Annotated in this window: 24 protein-coding genes; 17 read left to right on the plus strand and 7 right to left on the minus strand. The window is 64.6% G+C overall.

Features of this window, described 5'->3' with window-relative positions; all coding sequences use genetic code 11:
- Window positions 1–25: 25 nt before the first annotated feature.
- The 13 genes from CFB24_RS13570 (at window position 26) to CFB24_RS13630 (ending at window position 11569) form a co-directional block, all read left to right on the plus strand.
- Complete coding sequence (locus tag CFB24_RS13570) at window positions 26–1870, plus strand: FlgK family flagellar hook-associated protein (RefSeq protein WP_088521162.1); 1845 nt, start codon at window positions 26–28, stop codon at window positions 1868–1870.
- Window position 1871: 1 nt separating this feature from the next.
- Entirely contained in the window at window positions 1872–2990 is a 1119-nt protein-coding gene (locus tag CFB24_RS13575) for a flagellar hook-associated family protein (RefSeq protein ID WP_088521163.1), read from the plus strand.
- A gap of 23 nt (window positions 2991–3013) precedes the next feature.
- The gene (gene flaF / locus CFB24_RS13580) at window positions 3014–3361 is read left to right on the plus strand and encodes a flagellar biosynthesis regulator FlaF (protein ID WP_088521164.1); all 348 of its coding nucleotides are present in this window, start codon (window positions 3014–3016) and stop codon (window positions 3359–3361) included.
- A gap of 7 nt (window positions 3362–3368) precedes the next feature.
- Window positions 3369–3770: a flagellar biosynthesis repressor FlbT gene (locus CFB24_RS13585; protein ID WP_088521165.1), complete on the plus strand. Its 402-nt coding sequence runs from the start codon at window positions 3369–3371 to the stop codon at window positions 3768–3770.
- Between the two features lie 30 nt (window positions 3771–3800).
- A complete protein-coding gene (gene flgD / locus CFB24_RS13590; protein ID WP_088521166.1) occupies window positions 3801–4205 on the plus strand; it encodes a flagellar hook assembly protein FlgD in 405 nt (134 codons plus the stop codon).
- Between the two features lie 8 nt (window positions 4206–4213).
- Window positions 4214–4480: a flagellar biosynthesis protein FliQ gene (fliQ, locus tag CFB24_RS13595; protein WP_088521167.1), complete on the plus strand. Its 267-nt coding sequence runs from the start codon at window positions 4214–4216 to the stop codon at window positions 4478–4480.
- 131 nt (window positions 4481–4611) lie between these two features.
- Window positions 4612–6699 carry a flagellar biosynthesis protein FlhA gene (gene flhA / locus CFB24_RS13600; protein ID WP_088521168.1) on the plus strand — a complete coding sequence of 696 codons (2088 nt, stop codon included), beginning with the start codon at window positions 4612–4614 and terminating at the stop codon, window positions 6697–6699.
- Window positions 6696–7478 (plus strand): flagellar biosynthetic protein FliR, encoded by a 783-nt coding sequence (locus CFB24_RS13605; protein ID WP_244593191.1) that lies wholly within the window; start codon window positions 6696–6698, stop codon window positions 7476–7478. Before flhA ends, CFB24_RS13605 begins: the two co-directional genes overlap by 4 nt.
- Complete coding sequence (locus CFB24_RS13610) at window positions 7478–7876, plus strand: hypothetical protein (RefSeq protein WP_088521169.1); 399 nt, start codon at window positions 7478–7480, stop codon at window positions 7874–7876. Before CFB24_RS13605 ends, CFB24_RS13610 begins: the two co-directional genes overlap by 1 nt.
- A 56-nt stretch (window positions 7877–7932) precedes the next feature.
- Window positions 7933–8478 (plus strand): rod-binding protein, encoded by a 546-nt coding sequence (locus CFB24_RS13615; RefSeq protein ID WP_111390668.1) that lies wholly within the window; start codon window positions 7933–7935, stop codon window positions 8476–8478.
- Between the two features lie 90 nt (window positions 8479–8568).
- Window positions 8569–8871, plus strand: coding sequence for a flagellar protein FlgN (locus CFB24_RS13620; protein ID WP_111390669.1), 303 nt, complete (start codon window positions 8569–8571; stop codon window positions 8869–8871).
- Window positions 8872–8904: 33 nt separating this feature from the next.
- Window positions 8905–9354 carry a hypothetical protein gene (locus CFB24_RS22585; RefSeq protein WP_141098442.1) on the plus strand — a complete coding sequence of 150 codons (450 nt, stop codon included), beginning with the start codon at window positions 8905–8907 and terminating at the stop codon, window positions 9352–9354.
- 226 nt (window positions 9355–9580) lie between these two features.
- Entirely contained in the window at window positions 9581–11569 is a 1989-nt protein-coding gene (locus CFB24_RS13630; protein ID WP_141098447.1) for a methyl-accepting chemotaxis protein, read from the plus strand.
- 87 nt (window positions 11570–11656) lie between these two features.
- Here the strand turns inward: CFB24_RS13630 and CFB24_RS13635 are convergent, their stop codons facing one another.
- The 6 genes from CFB24_RS13635 to motA all read right to left on the minus strand — a co-directional run bounded on the left by CFB24_RS13635 (window position 11657) and on the right by motA (window position 16543).
- Window positions 11657–12091 carry a hypothetical protein gene (locus CFB24_RS13635; protein ID WP_141098443.1) on the minus strand — a complete coding sequence of 145 codons (435 nt, stop codon included), beginning with the start codon at window positions 12089–12091 and terminating at the stop codon, window positions 11657–11659.
- Window positions 12088–13179 (minus strand): flagellar biosynthesis protein FlhB, encoded by a 1092-nt coding sequence (gene flhB, locus CFB24_RS13640; RefSeq protein ID WP_088521175.1) that lies wholly within the window; start codon window positions 13177–13179, stop codon window positions 12088–12090. The genes CFB24_RS13635 and flhB overlap by 4 nt, the downstream gene beginning before the upstream one ends.
- A 142-nt stretch (window positions 13180–13321) precedes the next feature.
- Entirely contained in the window at window positions 13322–14383 is a 1062-nt protein-coding gene (locus tag CFB24_RS13645; protein WP_088521176.1) for a flagellar motor switch protein FliG, read from the minus strand.
- Window positions 14364–14699 (minus strand): flagellar motor switch protein FliN, encoded by a 336-nt coding sequence (gene fliN, locus CFB24_RS13650; RefSeq protein WP_088521177.1) that lies wholly within the window; start codon window positions 14697–14699, stop codon window positions 14364–14366. The genes CFB24_RS13645 and fliN overlap by 20 nt, the downstream gene beginning before the upstream one ends.
- Before the next feature lie 23 nt (window positions 14700–14722).
- Window positions 14723–15670: a flagellar motor switch protein FliM gene (locus tag CFB24_RS13655; RefSeq protein ID WP_088521178.1), complete on the minus strand. Its 948-nt coding sequence runs from the start codon at window positions 15668–15670 to the stop codon at window positions 14723–14725.
- 3 nt (window positions 15671–15673) lie between these two features.
- On the minus strand, window positions 15674–16543 hold the full coding sequence (gene motA, locus CFB24_RS13660) for a flagellar motor stator protein MotA (RefSeq protein ID WP_088521179.1): 870 nt from the start codon (window positions 16541–16543) through the stop codon (window positions 15674–15676).
- Between the two features lie 165 nt (window positions 16544–16708).
- Between motA and flgF the strand changes: the two genes are divergently transcribed.
- From flgF to CFB24_RS13675, 3 genes are read left to right on the plus strand one after another with little or no spacing between them, the layout of a single operon-like run.
- Window positions 16709–17434: a flagellar basal-body rod protein FlgF gene (gene flgF, locus CFB24_RS13665; RefSeq protein ID WP_088521180.1), complete on the plus strand. Its 726-nt coding sequence runs from the start codon at window positions 16709–16711 to the stop codon at window positions 17432–17434.
- Window positions 17435–17456: 22 nt separating this feature from the next.
- The gene (gene fliI / locus CFB24_RS13670) at window positions 17457–18794 is read left to right on the plus strand and encodes a flagellar protein export ATPase FliI (protein ID WP_088521238.1); all 1338 of its coding nucleotides are present in this window, start codon (window positions 17457–17459) and stop codon (window positions 18792–18794) included.
- Window positions 18795–18832: 38 nt separating this feature from the next.
- Window positions 18833–19309: a hypothetical protein gene (locus tag CFB24_RS13675; RefSeq protein ID WP_088521181.1), complete on the plus strand. Its 477-nt coding sequence runs from the start codon at window positions 18833–18835 to the stop codon at window positions 19307–19309.
- 84 nt (window positions 19310–19393) lie between these two features.
- On the opposite strand, the gene CFB24_RS13680 is transcribed toward CFB24_RS13675, so the two are convergent.
- Window positions 19394–20434 carry a protein-glutamate methylesterase/protein-glutamine glutaminase gene (locus tag CFB24_RS13680; RefSeq protein ID WP_088521239.1) on the minus strand — a complete coding sequence of 347 codons (1041 nt, stop codon included), beginning with the start codon at window positions 20432–20434 and terminating at the stop codon, window positions 19394–19396.
- 297 nt (window positions 20435–20731) lie between these two features.
- On the opposite strand from CFB24_RS13680, the gene CFB24_RS13685 reads away from it, so the two are divergent.
- Complete coding sequence (locus CFB24_RS13685; protein WP_088521182.1) at window positions 20732–21229, plus strand: hypothetical protein; 498 nt, start codon at window positions 20732–20734, stop codon at window positions 21227–21229.

A 21229-nucleotide genomic window follows, 5' to 3' on the forward strand; every position in this document is an offset into this window, starting at 1 on the left:
ATTTTCAAGGAATGGATAATACGCCATGGGCCTCTCCACCGCCATGGACATCGCCAATACCTCGCTTGCGACCAATGCGGGGCTGCAGGCGATCGTCTCGCGCAACGTTTCTAATGCGCAGAACACAAGCGGCTATGTCTCGGCGAAGGTTGGCAACGTCGTCACGGGTATGGGCGGCGGTGCGATCATCGCCTCCATCTCGAACCTGACCAGCGCCCCGCTGTTCAACGCCATGCTGGCGGGCACGTCGAAGAACGGGGAGGCCCAGGCTCTCTCCGACGGCGTGACCCTGCTGCAGAAAACGGTCGCGGACGCCACCAGCACGACCGATTCCACCACGGCCGCGAAATCGCCCTCGACCCTGCTTCAGGCGCTCAATTCGGCGATGCAGACCTATTCCTCCTCGCCGAGCAATCCCTCGGCGGGGGCCGCCGTGGTCACCGCCGCGAAAAATCTCGCCTATGCGCTGAATGACGCGACGACCGTCACGCAGAATGTCCGCAAGACGGCGGATGAGGACATGGTCACGTCCGTCGCGACGATCAACCAGTTGCTGACGCAGTTCCAGGCGGTCGACACCGAGATCGCGAAGGGCACGGGGACCGGCGCCGACCTCACCGACGCGCTCGACGAACGTGCGGCGCTGCTGCAAAGCCTGTCGAAGGAAATCGGCATATCGACGGTCAACAACAGCAATGGCTCGATGTCGATCTACACCGACAGCGGCGTCACGCTGTACCAGGTCAGTCCTCGCACGGTGACGATGCAGGCGACGACGGTCTATGCCGCGGGCGATCCGAAGACCACGCCCGCGACGCCCACGACCACCGGCCAGGCGGTCTATATCGACGGCGTCCCGGTCACCGGCGCCAACGCCTTCATGCCGATCCAGTCCGGCGCGCTCGCGGGCTACGCCAATCTGCGCGACAATGTCGCGGTCTCCTATCAGTCGCAGCTCGACAACATCGCCGGCGGGTTGATCAGCGCCTTCGCCGAATCCAACGCCTCCGGCGCCAAGGTCTATCAGGGCCTGTTCACCTATTCCTCGAGCGCCACGGCCACCGTCTCGCCGGCGTCGTCGGCGGGCCTCGCCGGCATGATCCAGGTGAACGCCGGAGCTTATCCCCCGAGCGGCGCCTATACCAATATCCGCGACGGCGGCATCAACGGCAACGCCACCCCGCAGAACTCAACCAACGCGGCGAGCTACAACGCGCTGATCCTCGGCTATATCGGCGCCACGACGGCGACCAACTCCGGCACGCTCAGCGGCAACCTGCCGTCCACGACCCCCACGGGCGCCGGCTCGGCCGGTCCGTCGAACTACAGCCAGAAGACGTCCATCCTGATGAGCGACGCCCAAGGCGCGCCGCAGACCGTCGACGTCTACTTTCTGAAGACCGCCGCCAATGCGTGGGACGTCAGGGCGTATGATCCGAATTCAACGCCGGCCAACACGCTGGTCGGCAGCCAGACCCTGACGTTCAACGCGTCCGGAGCCCTGCCCGCCGGGACCAAGATGGCCATCGTCGTGCCGGGCGCCGGCTCCAATACGATGAGCCTCGACCTGTCCGGCATGACTCAGACCGCGAGCGCCTATTCCATCTCGCAATCGACGTCGTCCATCACGTCCTACTCGGCGGAATCGGCAAGCTGGCTCAACGGCATGTACCAGACGTCGAGCAACGACGCGACCTACCAGACCACGCTGCTGTCGCAGGCGTCCCAGGCGCTGTCCAACGCCACCGGCGTCAACATCGATCAGCAGATGTCGAAAATGTTGGAATATGAAAACTCCTATCAGGCTTCGGCCAAGCTGATTTCGACCATCAATTCGATGTTCAATTCCCTCTTGCAGGCGGTGTCGTGACATGGCCGTAAATTCCGTTTCCACCTCGACTCTTTCGAACATTCTGCAAAACACGGTGTCCCGCCTGCAATCGCAGATGACCTCGATCGAGACCGAAAACGCCACCGGGCTTCTGGCCGACATCGGGCTGACGCTGGGCGCCGATTCCGGGCGCTACATCTCCATGCATCAGCAATATGCCGAGCTGAACGGGCTGACGGCCTCCAATGTCGTCGTCACCACCCAGCTCGACACGGCTTACACGGCCGTCACCACCATGCAGAAAAGCGCGGCCAACGTGCTGAAGCAGGTGATCACCGGCCTGTCCACCACGCCGAGCAGCACCGGCTCCGCGGCGATCCAATCGGTTGCGACCGGGGCGTTGTCCAGCTTCATCGCGGGCGCCAATTCGGAAGTCGCGGGTGTCTATGTGTTCGGCGGAATCAACACGGCCACCCAGCCGATCAACGCCTATTCGGCTCCGCCGGCGACCAGCGCGGCGCAGCAGGCGGTGCAGACGGTTCTGACCAACTATCTCGGCGCCCATTCGCTGACCAGCGTGAGTCAGATGACCGGCGCGCAGATGCAGGAGTTCCTGACGGCGACGCCGTCCTCGACTCCGTCCCTGCCGGCCAACCAGTCCTTCGCTTCGCTGTTCCAGAGCGGCGCCGCCAGCGCGACGCCGCCGAGCCTGAACTGGTCGGACTGGTCGAAGGCGAGCGACACGCCGCTGACCAACCGCATCAGCCTGAAATTGACGGAGACGACCTCGGTCAGCGCCAACAACCAGGCGTTCCAGTCGATGGCCCAGGGCCTGACCATGCTCAGCGAATTCGCCAACCAGAACCTGACCGCCGACGCCTATACGGCGCTGATGCAGACGGCGCAAAAGACGGTGAACACCGCGAGCTCCCAGTTGACCGAGACCGCCGCGACGATCGGCACGATGCAGAACTCGGTCAACCAATCCAATTCCAGCATCAAGCTGCAGCAGAATGTCTTGAACAAGCAGATCAACGCAAGGGAGGCGGTCGACCCCTACAAGGTCGCATCGGATGTGACCAATCTCTCGACGCAGCTCCAGGTCGCCTATTCGCTGACGTCGCAGATTCACAAGCTCAGCCTGGTCAACTTTCTTTAGCTTGAAGTGCGCGGGACTGTCACATGTACCAGTTTACCTATGCCGAAGTTGTCGAAGATTCCCCGCAGGAGATGCGCGCGCGCGAGCGCGATGCGCTCAGTCGCGCCGTTGAACTTCTGCAGCGCGCCAAGGAAGCCGGCGCCGGCTCGCCGGAGGCGTCCGACGCGCTTGTCTACACCCGCCGGCTCTGGTCGATTTTTCTCGACGATCTCGGCAGCGCCGGCAATGAACTGCCGGAGGCGCTGCGGGCGCAGCTTATTTCCATCGGCATCTGGATCGTCAAGGAAATCGAGCGCGTGCGCAGCGGCGCGGCGGACGACTTCTCCGACCTGATCGAAATCAACGCGATCATCCGCGACGGGCTGGTGTGAGGCGCAGATGCTGCTGAAACTGCGCGCGGGCGAAAAACTCTACATCAATGGCGCGGTCATCAAGGTCGAGCGAAAGGCGACGATCGAGTTGCTCAACGACGCGACCTTCCTGCTTGAGGCGCATGTGCTCCAGCCAGAGGACGCCAACACGCCGCTGCGCCAATTGTACTTTGTCCTGCAGACGCAGTTGATGGAGCGGGAGGCCTCGTCTCGGACGCTGCGGCTGTTCGGCGAAATGTCGGCCGCCACCCGCGAGGCGCTCGGCGGCGGCCTGGTGGCGGACGGCCTGATCGGCGCCGACGCCCTGGTGGAAGCCGGGCGAATCTTCGAAGCCATGAAGACGCTGCGCGGCCTGTTCGCGCTCGAAGCTGAATTGATGAAGGACAAGACATCCGCGAACGCGGCGTGAGCGCTGTCGGCGCAAGACAAGGATAGACCCATGACCTCAGTTCCCGCTGTGAATGGCACGAACAACAACACCGCCAGCGCGGCTTCGACCACGGCGGCGTCCGTCGCCATGAACTATAACCAGTTCCTGCAATTGCTGATGACGGAGCTGAAATATCAGGATCCGACCTCGCCGATGGATCCGACCCAGCAATTGTCGCAACTGGCGCAATTTTCGGCGGTGGAGCAGCAGGTCCAGACCAACACGACGCTGACGTCGCTGCTGAACAACACCATGATCAACCAGGCGGAAACCGCGATCGGCCGGACGGTGACTTCGGCGGACGGCTCGGTGAGCGGCACGATTTCTTCGGTCACGATCAATTCCAACGGCTCGACCGCCACGCTGACCAACGGCAAGACGATCACGTTGGGAACCGGCGTCACCATTTCCTGAGCGCCGCGATGAATGAAGCCGACGCCCTCGATCTGCTGCGCTCGTCCATCTGGACCGTTCTGGTCGCGACCGGTCCCGCCGTCGCGGCGGCCATGGTTGTCGGCATTGTGATCGCGCTGTTCCAGGCGCTGACGCAAATTCAGGAGGCGACCCTGACCTTCGTGCCGAAGATCGTGGTCGTGCTGGTGGCGCTGGCGTTGAGCGGCTCGCTGATCGGCGCCCAGATCTTCTCGTTCACCGAGCAGGTCTATGGCCGAGTCGAACATGGCTATTGACGCAGCGGCGCCGTCCGGGCGGCCGGGGCCGCGTTAACCACGCCGGCAGTTTGAGGCAAGCTTTCCCGTCCATTTTCGAATCCATCGGCGGCGCATGTTCCGATATGCGCCGGTTACGACAAGGATGAGATATGACGCAAGCAGCGGCGGCGGCCCTTCAACCCGGGGCCAAGGGAGGGCGCGACATCGCCTTCGCCTCGGGCATCATCGGCATTCTCTGTGTTTTCTTCCTGCCGATTCCCGCCTTTCTGATCGACATGGGGCTGGCGTTTTCCATCGCGCTGTCCGTGCTGATCCTGATGGTGTCGCTGTGGATCGAGAAGCCGCTGGAGTTCACCTCCTTCCCGACGATTCTACTGGTCTCGACCATGCTGCGTCTCTCGCTCAACATCGCGACGACGCGCCTGATCCTCACCGACGGCTCCCACGGCGTCACGGCGGCGGGCTATATCATCGGCGGCTTCGCGCGGCTGATGATGGGCGGCGATTTCGTCATCGGCCTCGTCGTCTTCACCATTCTCATCACCATCAATTTCATGGTCATCACCAAGGGCGCGTCTCGTATCGCCGAGGTCGGCGCGCGCTTCACGCTTGACGCGATTCCCGGCAAGCAGATGGCCATCGACGCCGACCTTTCCGCCGGCCTGATCAACGAGCAGCAGGCGCAGCAGCGCCGCCGCGAGCTGGAGGAGGAAAGCGCCTTCTTCGGCGCCATGGACGGCGCGTCGAAATTCGTGCGCGGCGACGCCGTGGCCGGCCTGATCATTCTCGCGGTCAACGTGTTCGGCGGCATCGTCATCGGCGTCACCCGGCATGGCCTCGACATCGCCGCCGCCGCGGACGTCTACACCAAGCTGTCGGTCGGCGACGGCCTGGTGTCGCAAATTCCCGCGCTGATCATCTCGCTCGCGGCGGGCCTGCTGGTCTCCAAGGGCGGCACGCGCGGTTCGACCGAAAAGGCGGTTCTGAGCCAGCTCGGCAATTACCCGCGCGCCATGCTGCTCGCCAGCGCGCTGTTGCTCATGCTTGGCCTGATGCCGATGCTGCCGTTCTTCCCGTTCGCGATTCTCGCCGGCGGGCTCGCCTTCCTCGGCCAGGCCATTCCGCAAAAGCTCGCCAAGGAGCGCGAAGCGCAGGAAGCCGCCACGCACGCCGCCGATGTGGCCGCTCAGGCGGAAGCGAAGAATTCGGTCAAGGAATCCCTGCGCACCCATGAGATCGAACTGGTTCTCGGCAAGCAGCTGTCGGCGAGACTGCTGCTGTCGCAATCGGAGCTTTCGACCCGCGTGGCGCGGATGCGGCGCAAGTTCGCGACGCAGTACGGATTCGTCGTGCCGGAGATCAAGGTTTCGGATTCGCTCACCGCGCCGGCCAAATCCTATCAGATCAAGATCCATGGCGCCGTCATCGCCACGCAGGAAGTGCGCATCGGCGAATATCTGGTGATCAGCGGCGACGGCCGGCGGCCGGACACGCCCGGCGAGGAAGTGCGCGAGCCCGCCTTCGGCATGAAGGCCTGGTCCATCGCCGAGGCCTTCGTGCCGGAGGCGCGGCGCCTCGGTTTCAACCCGATCGACAATATGTCGGTGCTGCTCACCCATCTGTCGGAGGTGATCCGCAACAATCTGGCGCAGCTGCTCTCCTACAAGGACATGCGCGCCCTGTTCGACCGTCTCGGCCCGGAATACAAGCGCCTGCTCGACGAGATCAGCCCGTCGCAGATTTCCTATTCGGGCCTGCAGGCGGTGTTGAAGCTGCTGTTGCAAGAGCGCATTTCGATCCGCAACCTGCATCTCGTGCTCGAAGCCATCGCCGAGATCGCGCCGCACGCGCGCCGCGCCGAGCAGATCGCCGAACACGTGCGCATCCGCATGGCGCAGCAAATCTGCGGCGATCTCGGCCAGAACGGCGTGCTGAAAATCCTGCGGCTCGGCAATCGCTGGGATCTCGTCTTCCATCAGAGCCTGAAGCGGGACGCGAAGGGCGACGTGGCCGAATTCGACATCGATCCGCGTCTGGTCGAGGAGTTCGGAGAGGAGGCGTCGAAGGTCATCCGCAAGCATATGGACGCCGGCGAGCATTTCGTGCTGGTGGCGACGCCGGAGGCGCGGCCCTATGTGCGCATGATCATCGAGCGCCTGTTCGCGACCCTGCCGGTACTGTCGCACCTGGAGCTTGGGCGCGGCATCGAGATCAAGTCGCTGGGGACGATTTCGTGATCGCAGAGATCGTCAGCACGGCGCCGGAGATGATCGCTTCGATCTTCGTGCTGTTCTGCCGGATCGGCGCCTGCCTGATGACGACGCCCGGATTCTCCAGCCAGAGAATCCCGACGCGCATTCGCCTGTTCGTCGCGCTGACGCTGACGCTCGCGCTCACGCCGGCGCTGACCGGCGGAAAACCTCTGATGATCGACGGCAAGATGTTGACCGAAGGTCTTGGCGTGCTCGGCGGCGCGATCTTCTCCGAGTTGCTGATCGGCGGTTTTATCGGCTTGCTGGGACGTCTGTTTTTTCTCGCGATGGAAGCCATGATGATGGCGGCGTCGATGAGCATCGGCATGACCAACCCGCTGGGCGCGCCGATCGACGAGGCGGAAAGCCTGCCGGCGATTGGCGTCCTGATCACGGCCGGGGCGACCTGCCTGATCTTCATCATGGGGCTGCACTGGGAATTGATCCGAGGCGTGGTCGCGTCCTATTCGGTGATGCCAGTGGGAACCGCGTTGCGGGCGCAGACCGCGCTCATCTCCTATTCCGACACGTTGGCGCGCACCTTCGTGTCGTCGCTCCGCATCGCCAGCCCCTTCATCGTGTACGGGATCGTGGCGAATTTCGCGGTGGGTCTGCTCAACCGCCTGACGCCGTCGATCCCCGTCTATTTCATCTCGGGACCGTTCCTGATCACCGGCGGCATGTTCCTGCTCTATTTCATCGCCAACACCATGATCACCGCCTTCATGGCCGATTTCGCCGACTGGGCGGTAAAGGGAAATTGATGCGCGAAAGACATCGCTCGCTTGAACGCCTGCTGCGCGTGAAAAATCAGCTGCAGCAGATGGATGAGGCGAAACTCGAGGAGATCCGGCGTCGCAAGACCGCGGCCGAGGCGGAGAAGCAGCAATTGCTGAAAATGCTGGGCGACGCGACGAACAACGATCCGCTCATTCTGGGCCTCGCCTGCCGCCATCTCGTGCGTTCGGAGCGGATCGAGCGTGAGCTGCTGATCGAGGAGCAGGCGCAAAAGGCGGAATTGCTGCGGGGCACGGCCCAGAAAAAGGCATTGGAAAATATCGTCAAGGAGACAGGCCGAACCATCGCGCGCGAGGAGGAAAAGCGGCAGCTGCTGGATATAGGCGAACGGCTGGCGGCGCGCGCGCACTCAAGCCTCCCGTAAGTTTGCATCCCTAAAGTATTGCAACAGGCGTATGGCGCCGCAAGCGAGGTCCGGCGGTGGCGGGCCGACCTTCGAGCCGGCTGGATCATACGCGGTTCAACGACACGGCGCGCATGGCGATCTCACCTGTTTCCGACCTCATTCTCGACGTGGCGCGCGCGGCGGACCCGCAAAAGGCTTCCGCCGCTTCGCGCGCCCTGACCTCCGGCGCGTCGGCCCCGGCGGAATTCTCGACCGCGCTGACGCGCGCGGCGCCGCAGGTCGATTCATCGCGTTACGCCTACCGCGAACCCGCCTCCACGCTCACGCCGGCGATGTCGCCGGCGCGCAAGGCGGCGATCGGCCTGGAGAGCGTGCTGCTCAAGAGCATGATCGACGAGATGCTGCCGAAGGACGCGCCCGATGTTTACGGCTCGGGCGTCGCCGGCGACGTCTGGCGGTCGATGATGTCCGAGAAGATCGCCGAGCAGGTGGCGAAGTCCGGCGCGTTGAAGATCGCCGATCGCCTGTTTGCGACGCATCAGGACCTGCTGCAGCCCTCGACGGTGAACAAAATTCGCACGGCGGCGCCGCCGCTTGTCGAAACCAAGATCAAGATTTAGCGGGACGCGATGACACACTCGAACGTTCAAAGCGCGAGGGCTCTTAGCCAAGTCAATGTTCACGCGGCCTTCGCCGATGTGATCTCGCGGGTGGAATCCATCATCGAACAGGAGACCGCGCTGTTGCGCGAGAACCGCGCGGTCCATCTGGTCGAGTTCAACACCCGCAAGCAGCAAAGCCTGCTTGAGCTCAATCGCATCCTGCGCAGTTTCTCCCATGCCGATCTGAAAAGCGTCGATCGCGCGGGCGTGTCGCGGCTGATGGAAAAGCTCGAGGCCAACCGCGACGCCCTCGCCCATCACCTCAGGGCGATGGACGAAATATCCAGCCTGGTGTCGCGCGCGATGCAGGAGGCCGAATCCGACGGAACCTACGGTCGCGGAGGGGTCTGATCCCATGCGCCTTCAAAGGTCTTGGAGACCAACATGATCAAGATGCTGGCCCTGGCGATCTGGGCGAGCGCGATCGCCATGCTCGCCGGCAACGCCATTTCGCAATGGCAGGCGGCGAAGGCTTCGCCGCAAAAGGAAAACGTGGAGCACGTCTACGAATATCGCAAGACCAAGGTGATCAATGTGCCGATCATCGCCGATGGCGCGCTGCTCGGCTACGTGCTTGTGCAATTCCTCTACGGGCTCGATCCGAAGGTCATGGAAAAATCGGCGGTCAGCCCCGACGCCCTGATCCTGGACGAAGCGTTCCGCACGCTTTACGGCGACCCTCGCCTCGATTTTCGTCACCTGGAAAAATACGACATGGATTCGCTGACGAAACGGCTCGTGACGGCGATGAACGCGCGTCTGGGCGAAGGCTCCGTCAAGGATGTGCTGCTGCAGGATTTTTCCTACATGCCTAAGAACGAAACGCCGCGTTGACGCGGCGCCGGCGGCTGCGCGCCGCCGGGGTGAAGTTGGGGCGGGCCGTCGTGGCGGCCCGCGCGGTTCAAGTCAAGTGTGTCTGCGACCTTCCGGGGGTGAGATGGAGCTATATCGGCTCGCGAGATTGCGTGGCGCCTTTGAGAAACAGGAGGATGCGCACGCCGCCCTCTCTGCGCTGCTTTGGCCGCGTCTGGACGCTCTGTTCACGGAATGCAGGGCGCAAATGGCGGCGGCGCCGGAGCTGCCCGCCGATCCTGCGCAAGGCGATCTCCCGCGCCTCGCCGACGCGCTCCGCGCGCATTGGCGCGAGCTTCTGGCCACGCCAGCGAACCCGGAGGCCGCCGCGCTGCGCGCCCGCCGCCTCGGAGAAGACCAGGCGCGCCTCGGTCTCGCCTTGCCCGCCTATGTCAAGGGCCAGGGGATTGTCGCCGGCTCCCTGGTCCAGGCGATCCTTGGCCGCGGCTCGCGCGAGGCGTTGCTGGTCGGCGCGCTGCTGGAGATCGTCTTCGCGGATGTGTCGGAGAGCCTCGACGCTTACGTCTCCGGCGCCGAAACAGCCTTGCGCGAAACGGATGCCCGCGAGCTGGCGCGCGTCGTCGACACCGAGATGGACGCCTCCAACGCGGTCGCGGAGTCCCAGTCGGGCGCGATGCGCGCGATCGTCGGCGGTCTCGAAAAAATCATTCAGGAATTGAGCGGCGGCGTCACGCTGGTGCGCGATGGCGCGTCGACCGCGACGCAATCCATCGGCGCCGTCGCGGCGGCGGTGTCGCAGCTCCACGCATCGAGTCAGGAGGTGGGGCGTCAGGCCAATGCGGCGCACCAGCTGGTGACCGATGCGGTCGAACGCGCCGACGATGCGGAGCGCCGCTTCGCGGAACTATCGTCCTGCGCCGCGCGCGTCAACGAAATCGTGACGCTGATCACCGGCATTTCCAACCAGACTAGCCTTCTTGCGCTCAACGCCTCGATCGAGGCGGCGCGCGCGGGCGAGAGCGGACGCGGCTTCGCGGTGGTCGCCACCGAGGTCAAGTCGCTGGCGCAGCGCACCAGCGCGGCGACGCGCGACATCGCCGCGCAAATCGCCGAAATCGAAACGGCCGTCCGCTCGTCGGAGGTGGCGATGACGGACGTCCGCGAGATGATCGGCCGCATCACCGAGATCGCCGCCTCGGTCGCGCAAAGCTCGGACCAGCAGATCGGCGCGGTGCAGGAGATCGGGCAGAGCGCCAGTTCCGCCGCGCAGGGCGCCGCCCGCCTCGGCGGCAGCGTCGATTTGTTCAATGGCGCGGTGGCGGAGGCCAAAGGGACCACCGACAAGGTGGCGACGCAAGCGCGCCAGGTCAGCACGCTGTTCGAACGCCTGACCAAGCGCCTCTCCGTCACGCTTAAAAATTTCGCCGACGCGGACCAGCGCCGATTCCCGCGCTCGCCGGCGCGGATTCCCATGACGCTGGCGCTGGGCGATCGCCGCCTCGCCGGCGATGTGCTGGAAATTTCGCAAAGCTCGGCGCTCATCAACGGCCTTTCCGTTTCGCTCGAGATCGGCGCCGCCGTCGATGTCGATCTCAAGGACATCGGGCCGTTGCGCGCCCGCGTCGCCTCCGCCGATTTCGGCTATCGGCTGCAGTTCATCGAAAAGCCGGCGCCGACGGAGGCGGCGCTGAAAACCCTGATGCAACGCCTCCAGGCGAAGGAGAAGGCGTTGCGCGAGATCGTCGCCGCGCGCGCCGCGATGATCGCGTCGGCCTTCGAACGGGATATGGATGCCGGAGCGATTTCCGAAGCGGATCTGTTCGACGTGAATTATGCGCCGATTCCGGGAACCGATCCCCAGCAATATCGCAACCGCGCGCTGGACTATCTCGACCGGACTCTTCCCGATTTGCAGGAGCCGATCCTCATTCTTGACTCGGCGATCGTCTTTTCGGCGGCGGTCGACCGCAACGGCTATCTTCCCGTTCACAACAAGAAATATTCCGCGCCCCAGGGCGCCGATCCCGTTTGGAACAACGCCAATTGCCGCAACCGACGCATTTTCGACGACATGACAGGATTGCTCGCCGCCCGCAACACCGCCGAATGTCTCAGCCAGACCTATCCCCGCGATCTCGGCGGCGGCTGGCTGGAGCTGATCAAGGACATCTCGGCGCCGATTTTTGTGCGCGGCAAGCATTGGGGCGGTCTGCGCATGGGCGCGCAGATCGCCTGAAGCGAGCCGTCACAACCGCAACGCGATCGCGGTCGCCGGATAAAGACAGGAGCGCGCGCGGGCCAGACGGGCCGCGCGCGTTCACGGTCAGGCGCGCGCGGCCCGGACGGCCGGACGCAGCCGCGCGTCGGCCAGCGCGGAGGCGAAACGCATCGGCACGTCCTCGGGCGCGCCGGGCGTGTCGAGCGTCAGATGGTGAATGTCGATGGCGGCGCGGGACGCGTCGAGTTGCAGCCTGAACAGCGCGGTGGCGCCGCGCCAGCGAAACTCCATTCCCAGCGAGACGCGGGGCGGCGCGTGCCATTGCACGTCGGCTTCGGCGGCGCAGGCGTAGCGCAGCGCGCCCTGCTTGAAATAGAGTTCGGCCGAGGAGTGGATCAAATCCTCGAGATTGGCGTCGCGATGGCCATGAACATAGCCGATCAGATCGATGACGTTGACCATGCGCAATTCCGTCGCGACTTCGGCGAGGGCTTCCGCCAAGGCCTGCTCGCACGCGTGCGGAATAGGTGTCGCCCTCATGAAATACGCCCCTGTTTCTGGACCGATGCGCCGGTCCGATTGAGAAAGTGAATCAATTCCGCGATGACGCGGTAGAATTCCGCGGGGATCATCATGTCGATCTCGACACGGTCGTACATGGACCTTGCGAGAGCCTTGTCTTCGATCACCGGAATGTCATGCGCTTCGGCGATCTCCCTGATCTTGAGCGCGATCAGGTCCTGGCCCTTGGCGACCACCTTCGGCGCGCCGCCTTCCTCACGCACATATCTCAAGGCGATGGCGTAATGGGTAGGATTTGCGATCACCATGGTCGCCGTGGGCACGGCGGCCATCATGCGCTTGCGCACGCGCGCCAGGGCGATCGAGCGCTGGCGCGCCTTGACCATCGGGTCGCCCTGTATCTGTTTCATCTCGTCCTTCACGTCCTGGCGGGACATGCGCAGGTCGCGTTTCCAATGAATGCGCGTCCACACCAGATCGAAGGCGGCGAGGACGAAGACGGCGAGCGTGACGCCGCCGAGCAGGCGGCGCCCGACGTCGAGAATATGGTCGGCGAGACCCGCCGGGTCGGACTGGATGGTGGCGATGGCCGCGCCGATCTCGCTCCGGATCAGGAAGAAGGCCACCAATCCCACGATCAGCAGTTTGACGACGCTCTTGAGCAATTCCGTCAGGCCGCGCACGGAGAAAACCCGGGACCAGCCGGACAGCGGCGAGACGCGGCTCCAGTCGGGCGCGAGGCGCGACGGATTGAGCTGGGGGGCGTGCTGCCCGAAAGTCGACACCAGCGCCATCGCGATAATGAGCACGACGGCGGGCAGAAGAAATTGCCCCATCGCAGTCATCGTCGCGTCGATGAGATGGACCGCGTTGCGTCCTGCGCCGATCTGATATTGGCCGCTCTGGTCCAGCAGGTTCTGCAAGACCGCGATCAGCGGCCCGGCGCCGGAGCGCAGGAAGAAGATGAAGAACAGTAAGGCCGCGAGCAGCGCCGCAAAGCTGGTCACCTCTTGCGAATGCGGCGTGTTGCCCTCCTCGATGGAGTCGTGCAGCCGCTTCTCTGTCGGTTCTTCGGTCTGGCTTTCTTTATCGGGCTTGTCGGACATGGAGGCCTGCGAAGGCGCGCGCGCCTGATCGAACGGTCTGAAAATCGGCGTGGCGGTCCGCAGGTCGAACGGCGGGCGTCAGCCGTCCCTTTCGCCGACCTGCGTTGCGGTCTCCGGTTGGCCGGAGACGACGGCGCCGAGACTATTCGTACACGGCGTCGCTCTCTCCGCTCGAATGGATCTCGATCTCGTTGCGTTCGGCCATTTCCAGCACGGCATCCGCAATGGCCCGGCGCGCCTTGAGCACGTCGCGCTGCTGCGCCGGCCCGCCGGTGTTGAGTTCGCTCTCCACCATGCGACGGGCGCGGGCGCCCATCGAGGACAGGATCATTTCGCGGAAGGTCGGGTCGGTGCCCTTCAGCGCCAGCACCACGCGATCGGCGGGCACCTTGTCGAACACGGCGGTGCGCGCCTTGGACGACAGCTTCGCGATGTCTTCGAACGTGAACATCAGGCCGCGCAGGGTCTCGGCGTCCTTGGGGCGGTCCTCGGCCAGAGCGTTCAGCACGTCCTCGATCTGGTCGCGCTCCATTTTGTTGATGATGTCCGCGATCTTGGAATGGGTGTCGCCGCCGGTGTTGCGCGCGACATTGAGCAGCAGATCCTCCTGCATGGTCCGCTCCAGCAGCCGCATCATCGGGTCCATCACCGGGCGCGGCGACAGCATGCGCTTCATCAGGTTGTTGCGCAATTCGCGCGGCGTCAGCGCCATCACCTTGGCGGCGGCGCCCGACGAGAGTTTCGACAGCACGAAGGAGAAAGTCTGCGGATGCTCCTTCTGCAAATAGCCGGCGAGCGCGGCCTCGGGCGCGGCGGACAGGCGGTCCCACATCGCCTTGTTGGAATTGCCGAGCACGTCGGACAGGATTTCCGCCGCCTCGTCGTCGGGCAGGGCGCCGGCGAGCAGGCCTTCGGCGGAGCCGGCCGAGCCCAGCAGGTCGGCGCCGGCGGTGAACTGTTCGGTGAAATCGGAGATCAGATGCTCGATGGTCGCGGGATTGACCGAGCCAAGTTCGGCGGCGGCGCGGGTGACCTGGCGCAGTTCGAGCGGGTCGAGCCGCTTGAGCAGCCGCCCGGCGACCTGCTTGTCCATGGCGAGCAGCAGGGCGGCCACCTTTTCGGCGCCGAACAGCGGGCGCGCGACGGCGCCCGCGCGATACGGCGCGGGGTAGCGCCCGCCGTCTTCAGTTGAAGGCGTCTGCATCCGCTGAGCCCACGATTTCCGTTAAGGAGACGCCGAAGCGCGAATTGTCTTCGTCGACAACGACCACTTCGCCGCGCGCGACAATGCGGCCGTTGACCACGACATTGACCGGCTCGCCGACCCTCTGGTCGAGCGCGACCACGGCGCCGCGTCCGAGTTTCATCAGATGGGCGACCGGCATTTTGGCGGAGCCGAGCACCACCTGCACGGTCACGGGAATGCGCAGGATCGCGTCATGCCGGGTGAGGTCGGGGTCGATGCTGGCAGGCTGCGGTTCAGGCGGCGGAGCTGGCGTGAAATCTTCTGTGTCGGTCATGGCGTGCTCGGCGTTGGGGAGATTCAGGCGATTTCGCTTGCGGCGGCGGATTTGAGGAATTGCGCCAGCGGCATTTCCTCGATGTTGACGCGGTCGGCGATCTTGAGAGTGTAGAGGCCCTTCGCCTGGCCCAGTTCGCACCAGAACAAGGGCTGGTTCTTGCAGTCGAAACGAACCTGGGTCAGCGCGCTGGGCTTGAGCGGAACGACGTCGCCGACCTTCCAGTCGGAGACCTCGCCGAGCGTGGCGTCATATTCGTCGAGGACGCCGGTGATCTTGACTTCGGCCTTCTGCACGCCCTCGCGCATCATCTTCAGCCAGCGCGGATCGCTGGCGGAGCCGTCGCTCGATAGGTCGCGCGCCAGTTTCTGCCGGATCGGCGTCAGCGCCGGTTGCGGAATCACGACGAACATCTGTCCGCCGATGTCCATGGCCTGGATCAGGATCTTGGCGATCACCGCCAGCACGTTGCGGCGGCCCATGATGGTGAAGTCCATGCGCGTTTCCACGCGCTCCAGCCGGAAGGAGGTTTCGATCACCGGGCCGAAGGCGGAGCGCAGCGATTCCGAGGCGATCTCGAACACCGTCTGCGCGACGCGCGTCTCCAGGGTCGAGAACGGCCGGTCCTCCTCATAGGGCGCCTCCTGCGCATCGCCGCCGAGCAGAACCTCCATCAAGGAGAAAATGCAGCGTCGGTCGAGACCGACCAGAATGCGCGCGTCGAGCTCGGGCGAATAGAAGATCGCCGCGATCGAGCCGTCATAGGCGTCGAGCGCATCCCAGACGTGGTCGGTGGAGATCGAATTCACGAAGCAGGAGACTACGGCCGGCGCGTAGGGGCGGATGCCCTCGGCGCAGGACGCCGCGAGCCGGTCGAAGATCATGGTGAGCATCGGCAGACGCTCGACCGTCAATCCGGGATTGTCGAGAAGCTTGTCCGCCGCTCCGCGCGGCTCCGTCGTCGTGTTCATGGATCAGGCCGCCGCTTTTTCGCCGCCGCCGGTGGTCTCGCTTTCGACCTCGTCGATGGTCGGGCGCTCCTTGGCGGGAATGGTTTTGCGGCCGAATTCGACCGCGATCTGCGGCATGGCGCCGTTCATGTAGGCGAGCAGGGTCTGCTTCACCAGCACGAACTGGCGCAGCGCCTTGGTCCGCGTCGCTTTGATCAGGCTGGCGAGCGGGGAGACGAGGCCGTAGGAGGCGAAAATGCCGGAGAACGTGCCGACCAGCGCCGAGCCGATCAGACCGCCGAGCACTTCCGGGCCTTGGTCCAGCGCGCCCATGGCGTGAATGATGCCGAGCACCGCCGCGACAATGCCGAGCGCCGGCAGGCCGTCGCCGACGCTGGTCAGCGCGTTGTAGGGCTTGAGCTTGTCATAGGTCAGCGTCTGGATTTCCTCGTCCATCAGCGCCTCGATTTCGAAGGAGCGCGCCGTGCCGATGATGATGAGCCGGCAATAGTCGCAGATGAAGTTGCACAGCAGCTTGTTGCCGAGGATTTTCGGATGGGCCTGGAAGATCACCGATTCGCCGGGATTGTCGATATGCGCCTCGACCTCGCCGCGCGACTTGCCGCGCATCTCGCGCATCAGGGCGTGCAACAGGGATAGAAGGTCCAGGAAGTCCTTCTGTTTCGGGCCTTTGCCCAGAATGGCCTCCATGATGGCGCCGCCGGAATCCTTGATGACGGGCATGGGATTTTGCAGAACGAAAATGCCCAGCGCCGCGCCGCCGAGGATCAGGAATTCATAGGGCTGCATCAATGCATGCAGATGGCCGCCGATGGCGACGTAGCCGCCGAGCATGCAGCCCATGGATATGGCCAAGCCAATGACGAAATTCACGAGCGCTCTCCGCTTGCCGAAGCTTGAGCCCCATTAGTGCTTTGTCGGGCTTGCGTGAGGCTGGCGCCTAACATCGCGGCGCCACGAGTCAGCCTCGCGCCAGCGCCGATGGTTAAGGATCGGTTGCCTACCAGGTTTCCTTTTTCATCTTGTGCGGACTTTCCGATGCAATCTGGTCTCTATGTCGCTATTTCGGGACAGGCGGCGCTGCAGAAGCGCCTGGACACGGTCGCCCAGAACATCGCCAACGTGAACACCGCCGGCTATCGCGCCGAGGAGGTCAGCTTTTCGACGCTGCTGTCGCGCGCGGGCCCGACGCCTGTCGCCTTCGCCGTCACGGGCGACAACTACATCTCGCGCAACACGGGCGATCTCACCCGCACCGGCGACCCGCTCGACATCGCGGTGCGCGGCTCCGGCTTCTTCGCCATCAAGACGCCCGAGGGGATCGCCTATACCCGCGACGGGCGTTTGCACATGGATGCGAATGGCTCGCTGCTGACGGTGAACAATTATCCCATCCTCGACGCCGGCGGCTCCGCCATCCTGCTTGACGGCAGCGCCGGGCCGCCGTTGATCGCCTCCGACGGCATGATCAGCCAGAACGGCCGCCAGGTCGGCGCCGTCGGCCTCTACCAGCTCGATCCCCAGGCGCAGCTCAGCCGCGCGGACAATTCGGCGGTGCGATCCGACCGCCCCGCCACGCCCGTGCTCGATTTCAACAACAATGGCGTGTTGCAGGGCATGGTCGAGGGCTCGAACGTCAATCCGATCCTCGAACTGACGCACATGATCACGATCCAGCGCAATTTCGAGAGCGCCAACAACGCCATCCAGAGCACCGAGAGCAATTTCAACGACGCCATCAAGAGCCTGGGGTCGCCGACGTGACCGGCGCCGACGGGAGGCGATGATGGACGCTCTGGAACTTCTGCAGCGCGAAGTGCTCGAGGCCGATCTGCGGCTCGATCCCGTGCGCGTCGGCGGCGTGGTGACGGAGGTCGGACCCTCCGCCTATCGCGTTTCCGGCCTGTCGCGCTATTTGAAACTCGGCGATGTCGTCGCGCTCGACGTCAACGGCCGGCCCTCTCCGGGCGAGGTTGTCAAGATCGACGTCTCCGGCGTCACCGTGAAATCCTTCGACCGGCGCGTCGAAAGCGGCGTCGGCCATCTCGCGTTTCGCGCCCGGCCTTTGCGCCTGAAGCCGCATCGGTCCTGGAAGGGGCGCGTCATCAATGCGCTGGGCGCGCCGGTCGATGGCCTCGGGCCGCTGATCGAAGGCGAGCGCTCGCAGCCGATCGACGCGGAGCCGCCGCCGGCCATGCGGCGGGAGCGCGTGCAAAAACCGATTCGGAGCGGCGTGCGCGTCATCGATTTCTTCACCCCGCTTTGCGCGGGGCAGCGCATCGGCATTTTCGCCGGCTCGGGCGTCGGCAAGTCGACGTTGCTGGCCATGCTGGCGGGGTCGCCGGGTTTCGACAGCGTGGTGATCGCGCTGGTCGGCGAGCGCGGCCGCGAAGTGCGCGAATTTCTCGACGAGGCGCTGGGAGCCAACCGCAAGCTGGCGATCACCGTGGTCTCCACCGCCGACGAAAGCGCGATGATGCGCCGCCTCGCGCCCAAGACCGCCATGACCGTGGCGGAATATTTGCGCGATCAGGGCGAGTCGGTGCTGCTGATCGTCGACTCGATCACCCGTTTCGCCCATGCCGCGCGCGACGTCGCGCTGGCGGCCGGCGAGCCGGCGGTGGCCCGCGGCTACGCGCCCAGCGTGTTCAGCGAACTGCCCAAGCTGCTGGAGCGCGCCGGTCCTGGCGAGATCGGCGGCGGCGCCATCACCGGCGTGTTTTCCGTTCTGGTCGATGGCGACGATCACAACGATCCCGTCGCCGACAATATTCGCGGCACGCTCGACGGCCATATCGTGCTGGACCGCGCCATCGCCGACCAGGCCCGCTATCCCGCTGTCAACGTGCTGACCTCGGTGTCGCGGCTCGCCCACCATGTCTGGACCAAGGAGCAGCGCGCGCTGGTGATGAAGCTGCGGTCCATGATCGCGCGCTTCGAATCCTCGCGCGATCTGCGGCTGATGGGCGGCTATCAGGCGGGGTCGGATCCGCTGATGGATCAGGCGGTCGGGTTCGCGCCGAAAATCTACGAGGCGATGAACCAGGCGCGCGACGATCCCCCAAGTTTTGACGCGTTCCGCGAACTTGCCAATGCGCTGCAGTCGGACAAGCCGGCCGCGTGATTCAATCGGCCGGAACAGCCGGCGAAAGGAGAAGCGAGATGATGAGCGACTGGGCGCTCAAAGGCATAGGCGTGGCTTGCGCCGCGGGGTCGGTGTGTTTCGCCGCCTATATGTTCAATCATCAGGGGGAGGCGCCGCGCGTCTGGGCGATGGAGGAATTCCGCCTGTTCGCGCAGCCTAATCGCGTCCGCGCGGTCGAGGCGGCCGTGAGGAGCCTGCCGGCGCAAAACGATCCGCGCCGCACCGGCAGAGTTCTCGAAATCGACATGACGCCGATCGGCGCCACCCAGATTCGCGCGTCCGCCAAGAGCGACAGCGCGCCGCGCCGCGATCTGCGCATTGTCGAACTCAATTCGGACAGCGCGCTGCTGGAGACGACCGAGGGCTATCGCCGCATTCAGGTGGGCGACGAACTGCCAGAAATCGGCAAGATCATCGCCATCCGGCGCATGGCGGAATACTGGATCGTTGTGGCGAGCCTGAGGTCGCTGGCGCAGGCGGCGCCGGCGGAGTAGGGCGCAAGAACCGCGCGTCCGGTCATGCCGGGCGCGCGTCCGGGCGGAGCGCCCGTCCTCGGCGGCGCCGAGGAGGGGCTGTTGTCACGCCAGCCCGAACACCGCCTTGATGCGCTTGCCGATCTCGCCCACGGGCAGGATTTCGTCGGCGCAGCCGCTCTCGGCCACGGCGCGCGGCATGCCCCAGACCGACGAGGTCGCCTGGTCCTGGGCCATCACATAGGCGCCGCCGTCCTTGAGTTTCGCGAAGCCTTTGGAGCCGTCATTGCCCATGCCGGTGAGCATGATGGCGAGCACGTTGGCGGAGCCGCTTCCGGCCGCGCTGTCGGCGAGAACGTCCACGCTCGGCTTGTAGAGGCTCTCGCCCTGCGCGGCGGCGATCTTGGCCTTGCCATTGACGACGCGGAACTGCATGCCGCCGGGGCCGACATAGGCGACGCCCGGCTGGAGCGTCATGTCGTCGCTCGCCTCGACCACCTTGATCGCGCAGACGTCGCTCAGCCATTTGGCCATGGCCGCCGTGAATTGCGGCGGCATGTGCTGCGCGATCACGATCGGCGCCGGGAAATTCTTCGGCAGCGCCTCCAGCACCTGGCACAGCGCGCGCGGGCCGCCGGTGGAGGAGCCGATCACCACAAGATTCGGCTTGCTGACGCGCACCCGCATGGGCAGCGCGCGGCGCGGCGCCGTAACGGGCGGCGGCGCCACCTGGGGGCGCGAACGGGCGCGGGTGGCGCCCACCACGGCGTGCAGCTTTTCGTGCAATTGCTCGAAGCCGCCGGCTTTGGGAATGAAATCCATCGCGCCGAGCTGCAGCGCCTGGATGGTGGTCTTGGCGCCCGCTTCCGTCTGGGACGACACCATGATGACGGGAATCGACGACTTGGCGATGATCTGCTTGAGCGCGTCAATGCCGTTCATCTCCGGCATTTCGACGTCCATGGTGATGACGTCGGGCTTGTGCTGTTCCGCCTTGGCGATGGCCTCGCGGCCATTGGTGGCGGTGTCGATGACGCGGAAACGTGCGTCGCGCTGGATGTGGCGCGTGATCGCGTTGCGCATAAAGCTGGAATCGTCAACGACGAGAACGCGGATGGGCGCAGTGGCCGGCTGTTGTTTCAGCATTTTGGCGGCTTCGCTCCTGTCAAATTCATGTCGCGCTCCCCGCGCGCCGGAGGGGTCGGCGCCGGCGCGCTGCGCCGACCCGTCCGGCATTGGGAGGGTCGATCCGCAAGCTCATATTGCCGCGACTTTATTAACAAATGCTTCAACGCAGAGTTGTAGCTTGACTGGGCGAGATCAAGAAAGATTGGCGTCATTACAACCAAAAGGATGTGACGGCGCACCATATGGTAACTGTTTTTTATCGTTTTGCGAGCAAATCATCAACGACGCAACCTAAACGGGTGTTTTGGGGTGACCATGCTTCAAGCGAAGGAAGACGACTTTTCACCGCCTGCGGGCGGCGCCTCGGAGCCCGCACTCGGGATCGTCAATCCGACGACCGGTCTCGCCAACGATTATCTTAACGTTTTCAACGAAGTTCTTCTTCTGCTGGAATTTCTTCCGACAATGCCGGAGATGACCGAGGAGGCGTTGGCCTGGCAACCGAGAACGTATTCCGAATATTTCCAACAGTCGACGCTGCCGGGCGCCAAATACGCACTGGCGGCCTATGAAGACGTCGACCCCGTGCTCCGCAAGAAGTTCGAATCCGTCCTGACGCGTCTGATCCAGATTGTCACGGACGCGCAGCGGACTCTCGCGGCGGAATCGAGCCGGCCGGATTATCCAGACTGCATTGTCGGATCGTGCGAGGCGACCGCCGAGCAGATGCGGATCGGGCTGGCCTATGTCAACCGGCTGATCAACGAAGGTGGGCCGTCATCCGCGGGCGCGTCCCGTTCCCGCAACAAATAG

This window comes from Rhodoblastus acidophilus (assembly GCF_900187365.1).
GTDB classification, from domain to species: domain Bacteria; phylum Pseudomonadota; class Alphaproteobacteria; order Rhizobiales; family Beijerinckiaceae; genus Rhodoblastus; species Rhodoblastus acidophilus.

Excerpts from the sequence above, each read along its gene's own strand:
- CFB24_RS13585 (WP_088521165.1), top strand. The coding sequence starts at position 3,369 with ATGCTGCTGAAACTGCGCGCGGGCGAAAAACTCTACATCAATGGCGCG.
- fliI (WP_088521238.1), top strand. The coding sequence starts at position 17,457 with ATGGACGCTCTGGAACTTCTGCAGCGCGAAGTGCTCGAGGCCGATCTG.
- flhA (WP_088521168.1), top strand. The coding sequence starts at position 4,612 with ATGACGCAAGCAGCGGCGGCGGCCCTTCAACCCGGGGCCAAGGGAGGG.
- CFB24_RS13685 (WP_088521182.1), top strand. The coding sequence starts at position 20,732 with ATGCTTCAAGCGAAGGAAGACGACTTTTCACCGCCTGCGGGCGGCGCC.
- CFB24_RS13675 (WP_088521181.1), top strand. The coding sequence starts at position 18,833 with ATGATGAGCGACTGGGCGCTCAAAGGCATAGGCGTGGCTTGCGCCGCG.
- CFB24_RS13630 (WP_141098447.1), top strand. The coding sequence starts at position 9,581 with ATGGCGGCGGCGCCGGAGCTGCCCGCCGATCCTGCGCAAGGCGATCTC.
- CFB24_RS13575 (WP_088521163.1), top strand. The coding sequence starts at position 1,872 with ATGGCCGTAAATTCCGTTTCCACCTCGACTCTTTCGAACATTCTGCAA.
- CFB24_RS13645 (WP_088521176.1), bottom strand. The coding sequence starts at position 14,383 with ATGCAGACGCCTTCAACTGAAGACGGCGGGCGCTACCCCGCGCCGTAT.
- CFB24_RS13635 (WP_141098443.1), bottom strand. The coding sequence starts at position 12,091 with ATGAGGGCGACACCTATTCCGCACGCGTGCGAGCAGGCCTTGGCGGAA.
- flgF (WP_088521180.1), top strand. The coding sequence starts at position 16,709 with ATGCAATCTGGTCTCTATGTCGCTATTTCGGGACAGGCGGCGCTGCAG.
- CFB24_RS13655 (WP_088521178.1), bottom strand. The coding sequence starts at position 15,670 with ATGAACACGACGACGGAGCCGCGCGGAGCGGCGGACAAGCTTCTCGAC.
- flhB (WP_088521175.1), bottom strand. The coding sequence starts at position 13,179 with ATGTCCGACAAGCCCGATAAAGAAAGCCAGACCGAAGAACCGACAGAG.
- CFB24_RS22585 (WP_141098442.1), top strand. The coding sequence starts at position 8,905 with ATGATCAAGATGCTGGCCCTGGCGATCTGGGCGAGCGCGATCGCCATG.
- flgD (WP_088521166.1), top strand. The coding sequence starts at position 3,801 with ATGACCTCAGTTCCCGCTGTGAATGGCACGAACAACAACACCGCCAGC.
- CFB24_RS13610 (WP_088521169.1), top strand. The coding sequence starts at position 7,478 with ATGCGCGAAAGACATCGCTCGCTTGAACGCCTGCTGCGCGTGAAAAAT.
- fliN (WP_088521177.1), bottom strand. The coding sequence starts at position 14,699 with ATGACCGACACAGAAGATTTCACGCCAGCTCCGCCGCCTGAACCGCAG.
- fliQ (WP_088521167.1), top strand. The coding sequence starts at position 4,214 with ATGAATGAAGCCGACGCCCTCGATCTGCTGCGCTCGTCCATCTGGACC.
- CFB24_RS13680 (WP_088521239.1), bottom strand. The coding sequence starts at position 20,434 with ATGCTGAAACAACAGCCGGCCACTGCGCCCATCCGCGTTCTCGTCGTT.
- flaF (WP_088521164.1), top strand. The coding sequence starts at position 3,014 with ATGTACCAGTTTACCTATGCCGAAGTTGTCGAAGATTCCCCGCAGGAG.
- CFB24_RS13570 (WP_088521162.1), top strand. The coding sequence starts at position 26 with ATGGGCCTCTCCACCGCCATGGACATCGCCAATACCTCGCTTGCGACC.